The sequence below is a fragment of the Acidovorax sp. KPB24-03 genome (genome assembly GCF_057546605.1).
The window spans coordinates 1-12,310 of record NZ_BAAJYR010000006.1 but is presented as its reverse complement, the minus strand read 5'-3'; the positions used below and the strand labels follow the sequence as shown (position 1 = coordinate 12,310).

Annotated in this window: 15 protein-coding genes; 1 reads left to right on the top strand and 14 read right to left on the bottom strand. The window is 57.6% G+C overall.

Features of this window, described 5'->3' with window-relative positions; translation table 11 throughout:
* Nucleotides 1-40: 40 nt before the first annotated feature.
* The 4 genes from AC27KI_RS02155 to AC27KI_RS02140 all read right to left on the bottom strand — a co-directional run bounded on the left by AC27KI_RS02155 (nucleotide 41) and on the right by AC27KI_RS02140 (nucleotide 3,206).
* Nucleotides 41-268 carry a hypothetical protein gene (locus tag AC27KI_RS02155; RefSeq protein ID WP_487112348.1) on the bottom strand — a complete coding sequence of 76 codons (228 nt, stop codon included), beginning with the start codon at nucleotides 266-268 and terminating at the stop codon, nucleotides 41-43.
* A 415-nt stretch (nucleotides 269-683) separates the two neighbouring features.
* Nucleotides 684-1,493, bottom strand: a complete 810-nt coding sequence (locus tag AC27KI_RS02150; RefSeq protein WP_487112346.1) for a hypothetical protein — start codon at nucleotides 1,491-1,493, stop codon at nucleotides 684-686.
* 248 nt (nucleotides 1,494-1,741) lie between these two features.
* On the bottom strand, nucleotides 1,742-2,251 hold the full coding sequence (locus tag AC27KI_RS02145) for a hypothetical protein (RefSeq protein WP_487112344.1): 510 nt from the start codon (nucleotides 2,249-2,251) through the stop codon (nucleotides 1,742-1,744).
* Between the two features lie 16 nt (nucleotides 2,252-2,267).
* The gene (locus AC27KI_RS02140) at nucleotides 2,268-3,206 is read right to left on the bottom strand and encodes a hypothetical protein (protein ID WP_487112342.1); all 939 of its coding nucleotides are present in this window, start codon (nucleotides 3,204-3,206) and stop codon (nucleotides 2,268-2,270) included.
* 551 nt (nucleotides 3,207-3,757) lie between these two features.
* On the opposite strand from AC27KI_RS02140, the gene AC27KI_RS02135 reads away from it, so the two are divergent.
* A complete protein-coding gene (locus AC27KI_RS02135) occupies nucleotides 3,758-4,735 on the top strand; it encodes a hypothetical protein (RefSeq protein ID WP_487112340.1) in 978 nt (325 codons plus the stop codon).
* Nucleotides 4,736-4,986: 251 nt separating this feature from the next.
* On the opposite strand, the gene AC27KI_RS02130 is transcribed toward AC27KI_RS02135, so the two are convergent.
* From AC27KI_RS02130 to AC27KI_RS02085, 10 genes are all read right to left on the bottom strand, one after another.
* Nucleotides 4,987-5,250, bottom strand: a complete 264-nt coding sequence (locus AC27KI_RS02130; RefSeq protein WP_487112338.1) for a hypothetical protein — start codon at nucleotides 5,248-5,250, stop codon at nucleotides 4,987-4,989.
* A 20-nt stretch (nucleotides 5,251-5,270) separates the two neighbouring features.
* Nucleotides 5,271-7,211 carry a DEAD/DEAH box helicase gene (locus tag AC27KI_RS02125; RefSeq protein WP_487112336.1) on the bottom strand — a complete coding sequence of 647 codons (1,941 nt, stop codon included), beginning with the start codon at nucleotides 7,209-7,211 and terminating at the stop codon, nucleotides 5,271-5,273.
* 94 nt (nucleotides 7,212-7,305) lie between these two features.
* Nucleotides 7,306-7,656 carry a hypothetical protein gene (locus AC27KI_RS02120; RefSeq protein ID WP_284414779.1) on the bottom strand — a complete coding sequence of 117 codons (351 nt, stop codon included), beginning with the start codon at nucleotides 7,654-7,656 and terminating at the stop codon, nucleotides 7,306-7,308.
* Between the two features lie 47 nt (nucleotides 7,657-7,703).
* Nucleotides 7,704-8,045 carry a hypothetical protein gene (locus tag AC27KI_RS02115; protein ID WP_487112334.1) on the bottom strand — a complete coding sequence of 114 codons (342 nt, stop codon included), beginning with the start codon at nucleotides 8,043-8,045 and terminating at the stop codon, nucleotides 7,704-7,706.
* A gap of 83 nt (nucleotides 8,046-8,128) precedes the next feature.
* Nucleotides 8,129-8,596, bottom strand: coding sequence for a single-stranded DNA-binding protein (locus AC27KI_RS02110; RefSeq protein WP_487112332.1), 468 nt, complete (start codon nucleotides 8,594-8,596; stop codon nucleotides 8,129-8,131).
* 79 nt (nucleotides 8,597-8,675) lie between these two features.
* On the bottom strand, nucleotides 8,676-9,224 hold the full coding sequence (locus tag AC27KI_RS02105; protein WP_487112330.1) for a hypothetical protein: 549 nt from the start codon (nucleotides 9,222-9,224) through the stop codon (nucleotides 8,676-8,678).
* A gap of 44 nt (nucleotides 9,225-9,268) precedes the next feature.
* A complete protein-coding gene (locus tag AC27KI_RS02100; RefSeq protein WP_487112328.1) occupies nucleotides 9,269-10,465 on the bottom strand; it encodes a PFL_4669 family integrating conjugative element protein in 1,197 nt (398 codons plus the stop codon).
* 80 nt (nucleotides 10,466-10,545) lie between these two features.
* Nucleotides 10,546-11,142: a hypothetical protein gene (locus AC27KI_RS02095; protein ID WP_487112326.1), complete on the bottom strand. Its 597-nt coding sequence runs from the start codon at nucleotides 11,140-11,142 to the stop codon at nucleotides 10,546-10,548.
* 42 nt (nucleotides 11,143-11,184) lie between these two features.
* Nucleotides 11,185-11,769, bottom strand: a complete 585-nt coding sequence (locus AC27KI_RS02090) for a hypothetical protein (protein WP_284402770.1) — start codon at nucleotides 11,767-11,769, stop codon at nucleotides 11,185-11,187.
* 59 nt (nucleotides 11,770-11,828) lie between these two features.
* Nucleotides 11,829-12,233: a hypothetical protein gene (locus tag AC27KI_RS02085; RefSeq protein WP_284402769.1), complete on the bottom strand. Its 405-nt coding sequence runs from the start codon at nucleotides 12,231-12,233 to the stop codon at nucleotides 11,829-11,831.
* Between the last annotated feature and the right edge of the window lie 77 nt (nucleotides 12,234-12,310).

Genomic DNA, 12,310 nt, shown 5'->3' with positions numbered 1-12,310 from the left:
CATTCGCGTAGTGTTGAGCAGTTATGACGGACTCACGAAATTAATTCTTTAACCAAAAATCTATTTTTAATTTTTCCTCCGATGTTTTCCCTGCAGAATCTTTTGATATTTCTTCTGCCTTTTTAAGATCTGCAAAAATTTTCATGTTGGATGTGATAAGAAGTTCATATCTATCTTCCATGCTGAGAATGGATTCAAGCTCTAGGCTATGTCTCTGCTGCTTTCTCCACTGGAAAAATTGATAACCTGCGAATAAAAAAGCTATCACCGAAGTGATATTGGCGATGTAATTAAATAAATCTGCGTATATCAAAATAATCCTTCGTGGCTAATGTGATGGGTACTGCAAAATATACTATTTAGTCCGGGTCGTGTCGAATATTCTGGGTGCTGGTTTTTACTGGGGATGCTGTAGCATAATTTTTAGGGACTGGTCTCTTTGAGCATCGCGGTATAACAATTTGCGAAAGCCGGCGAGTTTCGAATCGGCAAACTGTAGCTCGCCTGAAGGTATCCACCGGGATTTCAAATCACCGCGTGCAGCAAGTCAATGGCAGCTTCCGGGAGCTGTTTTTTCGAGGGCGCCTCAGGGCCCGCAGCGGACGGTAAGCACCGTTCCTCGAAGCACAGTTCAACTTGCATTAGCGGCAACGTTGGCATTGGCACACCCAAATCCATCTTGGTTACGTCAACGCAGCCAAGAGATTGTCGAATGTCATGAATTGGACACCATAGGTCTGCGTAAGCCACGCCCGATTATTGACATCCAAGATTGAGTTAGTCGCATTACTATTACCAACATCATTGGAGCAGAATACGTCAATGCCGTAGGCGATATGGGAGGCGATCGAATCAGCGTCCGCCCATTCGGCGAAGGCGCGTTCGATTTTGCGCTGTACGTGAATGTCCTGTGCTTTCGTTAGTGCACTGAACCAAGTGTCTAGCGAGTGATTCATTGACAGCTCAGAACCAAGCTTCTTGAGTTGTGCGATGCCGAGTCCTTTGGCTTCAATAGCATTGGATACTTGGTGCGCCCTGTTGATCCAGAGAGCTAAGCTCTCGCCTGTGCCATTATCCAGATAGAACTTCCTGTCAGGGTCGTCGATTTTATAGGCACCGATTCGCGGTACCGCCTTTAGGACACGGACTCCAAGCCCGTGAGCCGCTGCTACACGTGCCTTGACTTCTTGGTGCACTTCTTGGCGAGCAGGCTGATTGACAGTTAGCTTGATCGAGTGCGTCTCCAAATCGCCGTCTCCAACGAAAGATCGGATCGCGTCCGGCAGATCCGCATTCTTTGTTATCTTCGGGTCTTCCCGGACTGTGGTAAGCGTGGTGCTCTCATATACCACTGGACGGTCCCTGTTCATGATCCCTTCGATCGTGAGCAGCGTGACCGAAAAGAATCCCTGGATCGCCCCGCTTCTAAGCGCATCACGAACATTTGCAAGCTGAGGCTGCGTGGGTCTTTGGGAAAACGCTCGGGACGGCATGCGTAGTCCAAAACGTTAGTGTCGAACGTTACACGTAAGGTCATGAATATTCCCTTTGCAGTGAGTGAGTGTGATGGATTGTCAAGATCATCCGAAGCCCTCAACCATAGCCGGCGCAGTTGCCGAACCTGGCTCATAGTTCGCTGTAGAACGGCTGCTTCTGGCCGCTTGCGACCATGGACGGGGGATACCTGCTGCAGGTGTTCATGGTGCCGGACTGACTGGTCATCATTACATTACCGGAATGCTCAAGTCAACGGCTGAGGAGTAATGCCCTGGGTGGTCTTATCCGCCTGCTCGTTTACCCAATTAAGGCTCTTGCCTCTGACACACCAGGCTGGATCGCGCACCCAGTCGGTGAACCATATACTGGGGTTGTCCTCCAAATCCGCACAGATTGTGTAGCCGACGCTCGGCATGTAATACCTCACACTCACCGCAGTCACAGGCACCATCAACAAGGCCACCCCGCTGGCAATCACCGCAATATTGGCTACACGCTCTGAACTCTTGATTGCACGGTCGCTGCAGGGAATTGCTCGCATGCAAGCCACCACCATGCCGATAAGGCAAGTAATGCCGATGAATGGTGCCAACTGTGCCGCAGGAGAAACCCTGACCACGGGCGCTATTGAAACGACTGCTCTCAGTGTCGGAATGATCTCATGGAAAATCATAAGTATGCAGCCTGCAGCGACTCCCAAGCAAAGCGGAATGCCCCATACCAAGCCGTGCCGGATTTTTTGAATGTTGTGCATTAGGTGATTCGAATGGCTAATAACGTCTGCAGGAGATTCGGCAAAGCCAATCTTTAACGCCGGTGTCAATCGCACGCCCCATCTCCATCTTCTTTTGCTCAATCGCGGTGCTTAACTCGTCCTGCCAGGATTGCACCTTGGTGTCAATGTAGTAGAGACCTTGAGCAGTGTTTTCGGGAAGGGTCTTGAGAGCCGCAATCACATTGGCCTTAATTTTGTAGTCACGGTCCAGCACATTCAGGCCGATGCCTGCGCCTACGGCTACAACAGCCATGAAGACCAGCGGAAGCACGGCAGCGGTAGTAACCATTCCTCCAAAGAATGCGCCAAGTCCGTAGGCGACCAACGCACCCAGGCCTCCTTTGACCGCCTCCACTCCGATACCGCCGACCAGGTCGTACATGGTCTTCTCGTCGTTGAACATGAAGTCCATCACTTCAATGCCCGTGGATACCACCACACCCAGCATGAAGCCGCCCTTTGCGATGCCCTGCAGGCTCTTCATGCCAAGACCCAGTTGCAGCATCTTGGGATTGGTCGCCAGATACCGTGTGCCCTGCAGGGCGCTGCTTCGCCGGGCCGAGTACCCCTTGATGATGATGTATGTGCCGGTCGCCGTGGTCTTGATGTAAGCGCCGATCCCGGCCATGCCGATGGCGTTGAGCGTCTTGCCGATGGCAAGGGCATCGTTGGCGCCTTGCGCCACTGGCCCCACCCACGGCTCACCCGCATTGGGACTGAACGTCTGCTGCCAATATTGGCCGAATGTTGAGCCGGATAGCATCTTGCGCAGGTTGAATTCCAGGGCGACATTACCTTTGGCCTTGTCCTGCAGGATGCTCATGTACTGCCCCTGTGTCAGCACCAGGACGTCTACCTGATTCTTGTCCATGGACTGTGCCAAGGTCTGCCCATAGCCGACGTTGAAGAACGTCGCCGCAAGTTCTGCGCTCATTCAAACCCCCCAGGATTTCGTTTTTGTTGGGGGCGGATGCTAACCGCTACCAGAAACGGCATGGACGCCAGGATGCAACAAGGTGTTTGATTGCTCAATGACCTGGATGGCATACATCTTTTGTGCGGAACGGCTGGTAGCGACTTGGCGCACCGGAATGTTCCACTGTGGCGTTCATACGGGAGCAGCGCTGATCAACCCTTGGACACCGAAGAACACGGCCGTCATCCCCACCAAGCGCCGCTGTTTGTATAGCTGATCGCGCCGGGCATTGGCCAGCTGTCACTGCGGCCCCGCAGGTCACGCAACTCAGTCGCCATCACGACTATGGTGTGCGCGCTATGTCATCGTTCATCCGCAGCTTCCAAGCGGCTTTTAAGCACGCAGGTAAGTCATTCGTGATTACCCATTGGGTCAAACAGGAATACCTGTGTGGTGGAAACCTCAAAGGGTGGGAGAGTGCTCCGTGGTAGATTTGATGCGGGATCATTGCCCTTGCACGAGCTAACCCGCATCACCCCATCCAACCACAAATCAGGAGCACCCTCCCATTGACTAAAAAAATCACGAAAATTCTCAAGGCTTGGTGTGTTGAGGTAGGTGAAGAAATCACCATCACACAAGCGCTTCGCGAGTATTTGAGTCTGGAATCTCCTCCAGCCCGATTCACATTCTACTGCCACGATCCAGCTTGTCTCACGTTGTCCAAACGAGTTTCCATTATTGGTGCAAATTACAGATCTCCAGCTGAGGAAAAGAAGAAATATGTCGTTCCATACTTCAGAAGCAAGGACGATCATCATCCGGAATGTCAATGGCTAGTGAATTCTGAGGAGATTAAGCCAGTTCTGGATGAAACGCCGCAAGAGGCGCTTCAGCGCATGGCTCGCAGAAAGATGACTGATTTGATTACAGTCTTCGATCCGCGAAGTAGGGCTACTGCCGCAGCGACATCAGCGATGCCAATCACTGTTGCAAACTGTGGCTCAAGTTCTGCCGATGGCGGCCACACAAGAGGAAATACAAGAAACGGCGATGTCATCGGCGAGAATCGCACCAGCGATCTTGACCGCCTTGTCGATAGTTATCTTGATGCAGCACACAACTTATCTGAAGCTGAATTCAAGGCATTGCCCCTGCAGATCGTAGGGCATGGTGAAACAACGTATCGAAAATATTTTCAATGGATTGGAAAATCGGACGCCAGTACCATAACTTATGGAGGCATAAGAAGGGTGGCAAGATACGGCTATGGATTCAAGTTGATATTCTTCGATAAACGCGAGGGGGAACCCGTGGAGTGCTATATCTCTCCGGAAATTCTTCGAGAGTACCGCTATGGGAGATTCTTAAAGCACTCGGTGGATGAGGTACTTGATTCCGGTAGAAGAAAATACTTGAAGATGTATTGCATGGGGCGACTCGAATATTCAGAAAAACTCGCGCGATGGGATCTGATTGTTGATGATTTAAATCATTTGGTGCTTAGGGTTATTTTGAAAGAGCGCCTCGATTCCAGTGTGCTTTGAATTCCACCCATAGCTAGGTAGTCCGCATCATCATTCCAAGCCGCAATTAACTCTGCGACATGTTCGCCTCGCGATTTGTTTTCTTCTGGAAAAATGAACATGACCGATCGGACATCAAAGTCCTTGTGCTCATTGCAATCGAGTGCAAAGAAATAGCTTTTGAAATATAAAACCGGCTTGGCGCCGCAATGCGGGCATCCCTTGACGCGGTAGACCTTGCCATGGTCGATTTCCTGTGGATCGGTTTTTTTTCATCGATTGCTCCGTGATTTAAAAGGGTTGCGGCGGTAATCCTCGCCACCGAAGCCAGTTCGCTTAACTCGGATTTCAAAAATCGTGATCGACGCCGTCTCGTCCGTGCTCTCGCCCTGCGGCAGGAACAGGCGGGCCTGGCGCCCATCCGGATGCGCGAAGACCAAGTGATCCCAGGTCGCTCCGAACCCTTCGATATGCAGCCACTCCCAGGCATCTGCTGCCAGCTCGAACTCCTCGCATCGGTGATCCGGTGGCACCATGGGAAACCCCTGTTCCGGTCCTACGCGGCCGCGGCCAGCCAGGGTGACTCGGTGGCAGTAGCCGTTGCACCACCTGGTCCAGCCATCTCCGACTCCACCACGTCGCGCTCGGTCTCCTGCTTGCGATCGAGCAGTTTCCAGACGCCCTCGTCCAGGGTGCCTGCGATCAGCGGCACGATGACCATGACGTTGCGGAGCTGCCCCAGGCGGTAGGCCCGGTCCTCGGCCTGGCGCATGAGTGCCGGCGTCCAGGGCAGCGATGCGAAAGCCACGTAGTTCGCCGCTGTCAGCGTGATGCCCACGCCGGCCGCGGACGTGGTGCCGATGAACACGGTGACCGCTGGATCGTTCTGGAAGGCATCAATGGCCTTTTGGCGCTTGGTGGCCGAGTCGCTGCCCACCAGCGTCACGCACTGAATGCCGGCCGCAGCGAAGGCGCCCTTCATGGCCTCCACCGTCGCCATGTACTCGCAGAACACGATGATCTTGTCGCCGTCGGACAGCCCTTCCACCGTCTCGATCAGGAAGGGTGTCTTGAGCGCCTCCAGGGCCTGGCGCAGCTTGGTGATCTTGGGCATGGCTTGCAGCGCCATGTCATCGTGGATCGCCTTGTAGGCTCCCAGGCCTTCGGCTGGCGAGATGTACCGCACCTGGCGGCTCTTGGTTCCCAGGTCCTTGAGAACGTCCTTGCGCCGGCGCAGCATCCACCCCTTGAGGGCCCCTGCGAGCAGCGCCCTCTTCTCGCGCGAGCCCGTGAACTGACCACGGAAGTCCTTCAGCGGCATCTGCCCCAGCCGATGGCCCGTGAGCCGCAGCAGTGTGTGCAGTTCGATCTCGCGGTTCAAGAGCGGCGTGCCCGAGATGACATACCGGCGCGGGATGCGCGTGGCCATGATGAACGCATTGCGCGTGCGGCCAGCGTGATGCTCTTTCAGGTAGTGGGCCTCGTCCACCGCCATCACCGCGAACGACAGATCCGTCTCGCGCACCAGGCCTCCCAGGCGCTCATAGTTGGCGATGATCCACTCGCAACCGTGCAAGGTGGCCATACGGTCCTCGCCGACCATGCCCACGATCGCATCCGGGTACACCGCCCGGATCTCCCGCTCCCAGTTGATGCGCAGCGACGCAGGACACAGGATGAGCACCCTGCCCTCCCCCGCAGCCATGCGCGTGGCCACGACGGCCTGGCGGCTCTTGCCCAGGCCCATGTCATCGCCCAGGCATGCGCCCGTCTGCGAGGCCAGGTGCCGGACACCGGCGACCTGGTAGTCGCGTAGCCCGGCATGCACAGCCATGCGAGCCAGCTCGGTCTCGTCGATATCCACGTCCACGCCGTCATCCAGCTCGGCCGACATGAACGCCACGCCCTTGGCTTCGCCCGGGCCACTGTCACCGAATTCCGGACGGGCAGCGGGCACCTGGATGGGCGAGGCCTGCGAGGTGGAGCCCACCAGGTCCTCCAGGACGACCGGCTGCTCATGGACGAAGACAAACTCGGACGCAACACCTGCGAACTGGCTCAGCGCATCCAGGATCTCCAAGGCAGTGCCCTGCACCTGCCAAGCCGCTGCATGGCGATGGAAATGCCCCTGCAGCGCCTTGACGACCCGCACGCAGGGCGCGTCATAGGCGAAGCTCACCGCGTGCCGGCCACGGGCCATATCGCCCTTGGCAAGCGGAAAGATCTGCACATTGAGCAACTGCGCGAAGTAGTCCGGCTCAGGAGAGGCCACGGCAGCGCGTAGGAGCGGCAACGCATCGTCTAGGTCCACATGCTGGCCGCGATACACCGCGCGCAGCCAATGCACCAGCTGCTCGGGATCGGCCTGCTCCAGCGCCCACATGCGCCGGCCTGCGACCCACCAGGCGCCGGCTTGCTGCAGGGTGCGCCCCATTCCAGCCATGTAATGCAGCTGCAGGCCAATGCGCCTGCCATCCGAGATGGCCTGGATCAGCAAGTCTGGAGCGCGCAGGGAAATGGGCGCTAATGCCAGAGCGCTTTCGACCTCGGGCGTCAGTCCATTCCCGGTTCTTGGGTCGGTAATCATTTAATCAACGCTCAGCATTCTGATTCGAATCAGATGAGTCTGATAGACCATGGGCCCGAATCCGCTCCAGAACCGCTCGATTGTGTTCGCGAATACCCCTGGCTATATCACTGGGCGTTTGGGCATAGTCCCACTGTGCGGCGATTTTCAAGGCCGCTGGGTGAAACTCGGAAGGAATGGTCTTAAGCAGCGCATCGACCCCGGCGCTGAAAACCTTGACGTATTGATCGAAGAATTGACGGCAGTCCTTGGAGGCAGCAATGGCGATGCGCGCGCAGATATTGCGCCATGCGCCCTCGTCGAAACGCCCCTGCGCATCGATGGCTTGAAGTTCTCGTGCTGATTCAGTATTCATGGTCGACTCCGGTCGGTTGTGCAAGGCCAATGGTCTGGCTGTTGAACTCAGCCACCGCGATCTCCACAACCGAAAGGACAGCAGTCGTCATCTATGCCATGGGCACAAAATCCGTTATCGGCATTCGATTGCTCGGTTTCCTGTATTTCATCGATCGACGCATAGTCGAAATATTGCGCTGCTTCTTTTGCCTGTGCATGAAACTCCGCAGGAATACTTTTCAATGCAATGTTGATTTCAGCGCTGAAGCGTGTGACGTAATAATCATGGGAAAGACCGCATCCCTTGGCGGCTTGGTCGGCCAGTTTTTCGCACACCTCGCGCCAGGACTTTTCATCGAATTTCCCGAGTAAATCCTCTCTCTGAACTCCATCGATTGTTTTACTCATACTCGACTCCTATATTTCCGGTTGAATTAATTTCTAATATTGGCGACGTTTTCCCGGAAAGGTGAGTTACTGAGCGCTGAGGGTCACATGGGAATTTCGTCGAATTCCTGCGGCTGGCTCTGGTAATCGCCTTGGTAACCGCCTTGGTCACTTCCTGGGTTGGGCACTTGCTGCTGCCCACGGGATGGGGTGAACTGGATCGACTCGATGCGCGACAGTTGCAGCGCGACGTCCTCGGCCACGATCTTGATGACCTGTACCTCGTCGCCGGCCTCGTTTTTGGCCATGAAGTCGCGCTCCTCGCCTACCACCAGGACGCGCGCGCCCGTCTTGAGGAACCTCGCGCAGGCCTCGGCCTTGTTGCCGTAGATCTCCACCTCGCGCCAGAAGCCGCCGACCTGCTCGAAGTCGCCATCATTGTTTTGCCCATAGCGGCTGAACATCACGCGCATCTTGGCCACGATGAACTCCTCGCCAGTCCTGCGCGAGATGTTGCGTTCCAGCGTGGGCGGCTTGGCCAGGTTGCCCTTGCCGATAAAAAGGTTCTGCATCAATTTCTCCACAGTGCGTTGATTGACCGATCCCTGGCTGCACCAGGCCAGGGGCGGTTGGAAGTCATTCGGGAATCAGTCATCCGGGAATCCGGCGTGCGTACACCGGCTGCTGCGCCCGGGTGAGGATGAAACGCAGGGCGCGGATGCGCTTGCGCGCGGTCAGGTGCTGGGCATTGAGCGACAGGGCCTGCTCGGTGGCCTGGCCGTACCAGGCACGGGCGCTGGCCTCCCGCGATCGCAGCAAGGCTTGAACATCGGCCCAGGACAGGTGCCGCTTGCCGGCCCCCAGTTCGCGCCAGCGCAGGAACGTGTAGCCGTTGGAGCGCTTGTGGTGCAGCATCAGATAGATGGATGCGCCAGGAACTTGGCGGACAACGCTTGCCAGTTCACGCATGGCCTGTTCCAGCCGGTCGATCTCGGCGATCAGTTGGCGCAGCTCCTGGCGGGTGCCCTTACCCGTAAAGGCCTTTGTGTCAGCTCGTTCTTGACACGTCTCGTCCTTGAGCGATTCGCGCGCCCACTCGACCGAATTGACAACACGCTCCACTTGCGACGTGGGTTGTTCGGCCCTTTCATACACACGCCCTTTCACCACCACAGCCCTTTCATCAACGACGGCGGTCAAGTCAGCGCGGTTCGCGGGTGTGCCCCAGAGGCCGGACCATGGCATCAGCGAGCGACCTCTGCTGGTTCCGCGCCTTGGGCAGTTCCGTCAGCTGCATCCAGGGAGACTGCAGACCCATCGGCCTGTTCGGCCTTGGCCAATCTGGCACCGACCGTCTGCAGCAATTGGCGCTCGACGGCACTGATCTGGATGCGGCGGCGCGAATGGCGTGGCTGCAGCTTGGTGGTGAAGACGTCGGCCGGCACCGCGCCGAACACCTCGGTGGCGAACTCCAGGCGCTTGGCTGCTTGCGAACTGGCTTCCCCGCCAGCCTCCGGAACGAAATCCGCCCGGCACAGACCGCGGACTTCCTCGCGCGTGAGCCAGCGATCGAACCGCGCGGTCTCGTTGAAGACGCGGCGGATGAACCGGGTGATCTCCGAGATGGACTGGCGCGTCTGGTCGTCCGAGCGCAGGTTCTTGCGCGCCAGCGTCTTTTGCACCCGCACGTAGTGATCGAAGTCCACGATGAGGCTGGAGACAGCGTAGCCATAAGGCGACCGAAAGCCCAGGTTGAGCACCTGCGGCTGAGACGATTGCAGCAGCGAATAGGTGAGGCCCTTGCGCTTTTGCTCCTCCAGCACGCCCAGGGCGTCCTTGGATTCGCGGGCCAGCCGCCGCTGGACCTGCTGCATGGATTCCTCGTGCCGCAGGAGCGCCCAGTCGGCATAGGGGTTGTCGTTGGCCGTGAGCATCCACAGGTTGCGCAGCGCGGCTGCGATCCGCTTGCCGCCGATGATGGGAGCCGCTTCCTTGCCCGGCTCGCGGGTGCGCCCCATGAACATGCGGATGGCTTCCTTGGTGTGCACCGACATCTGGTCGACATCGGTATCGACCAGATTGCCCACCTCCAGCATGGAAAAGAACTCCTTGGGCGCAACCAGCGGGTCGGCACCGCGGCGGGTCTGGAAGTCCGCCTGCATGCGCTCCAGGCGATCCTTGCGGTCTTCCAGTTCCACGTAGCGGTCGTACAGCGGGTCGGATTCGGACATGTCGCCCGCGAGAAACTCGGCGAGCACCGCCTCTTCGCCCGAAATGGAGTAGCCATCCTGGAAGGGCGACTTGGGTTCAGTGGAGAAGGTCAGGCGAGAACGGGGCGGTGCCAGGATCGTGCTGTTCTGGACGGGTGCGGGAACGGTGGCCGCGGTGGCTGCGGCGATGGCAGTCGGTGAAGCGGGTTTCTTTGCGGCTCTGGTGGCCATGGGGTCCTCCTTGATTCGAGGGGTGAGAGGGGTTGTCGATGAGGGGTGCGAGACGAAGACGATTGAATGGCTGGATGCCCTCAGTGATTGGTCGGTGTGCCGGGGACGATGCGGCGAACGATCGAGGTGGCGATCCAGCCCATGCAAGGCTCGAACACGTGGTCGAAGAACCAGCGCGCCATCAGCAGGCAAACGAGGATGCCGCCGGCCAGGACCAGCATGGGGTAGTAGCCGATGAAGTGCGCGCCCTCGGTGCACAGGCCGACGGCGGTGTGGGTGGCAGAGCCGATCTCGATGCGGTCGGTCCAGAGCATCCAGGCGAGGGGGCCAGCCAGCAGGGCCAGCAACGGCACGCTTGCCACCAGTGCGGTCATCCGGGGTTTGGGGAGTGCAGGAAGCGATCGGCTACCATCCGCGCGCCGCGAAGCGCTGCGGCGTGCCAGGTGCCAGCACACTTCGTCGACGACGTTGCGGATGGTGATGGCGCCCAGGGCCATGATGAAGATGCTCGGCGCGAGCATGGCCAGCCAGACGTCGAAGACCTTCAATACACCATCGGGAGAACAAATGCTGAGCAAAGAAACTGTTGGGGACATGATTGGGCCGTTCTTGTGGTTTCTGGGATTACTGGCTGTGGCGGAGATTGCAATCTTGGTTGTCAAGGTGACAGAGGTCATCAAGCGAGGCGATCGCTGATCTGGTGCAAACAGGGCCCAGCATTACGGTGCCTCCCGTGCCTGGCTGGACGATGCGAGTCGATTGCCGTGGGCCGAACCATCGGTAGGGCGGTACGCGGCGCGATACATGGACTGGCCTCGAGGAAGCTGCAGAGCGCTGGCGAGCCAGACGGCAAGCACGATGGAGCCGAGAGCGAAGAAGAACCAGCTCGTGTGAAGTTGGAGAACGCCGTTTGTGCAAGTGCCGATGGCATGCAGGGTGGCAGTGGAGGTCTCGGCCTGTCCGGTGGCGAACACAAGCAAGAACACGGCGAGCAAAGGCGCACTGACAAGGATGGCGCGGACCGAGACCCCAGTCAGTCCCGACAACAGGGAGGATGCTCCGTTGGATTTCGCAAAGGTGGAGGACTGAAGCTGCTGCCTGACTGTGGAGTGCATGAGGTCGGCAAGTACCATGGCGCCCCATGCCAGGACCATCATCGCAGGCATGAAGAGCATGAGCCAGGCATCGTGAATCAGGAACAGCCCGTCAGGACCGCAAATGAAACTCAACGTTATTTCAGTATTTTGGACTTTCGGGGCGTTCATCGCCGTGGCGATCGCCGGTTGTGCCTTGGCCTCGTTCATCAATCCCAAGAGCGGCAAGAGAGACCATACGGACGACTGAGAAAGACGCAGGCCCCGCATCACGACGCATCCTCGACGGCGCTCGCAGCGGCGGCGGCAGAGTCGTTCCAGGCCTGCAGGAACGCGAAGTCCTTGCCGCGCATGCCGGGCAACTGGCTCGACACGGGCTGCTGGAGCAGTTCCATGACGGCATCGCGGTCCACCTTGATGTGGGTTGCGGTCTTGGTGTGGATACGCACTTCGATCAGGCCCAGCTGGGTAAGACGGTCCAGTGCGCGCTGTGCCTGCCACTTGTTGATCTGGCCGTCCAGAGCGAACTGCGAAACTTGAGTGACTGCTGTCTTCCATTCGGCGACATCTGCTTGCTCCCGCAGCGCGGTATGAAGCATCAATGCATCGCTGTACTTGCCCAGACGGTGCAAAAGCTCCACAAACAGGCGTTCGCTCGTTATCTTTTTTGCCATGGTTCTTCCCTTTTATTGAGTTGATGAAATAGTGAATTGAGTGGCCTAGGAACAGGTTGGTGCAAAACGCTCCACGT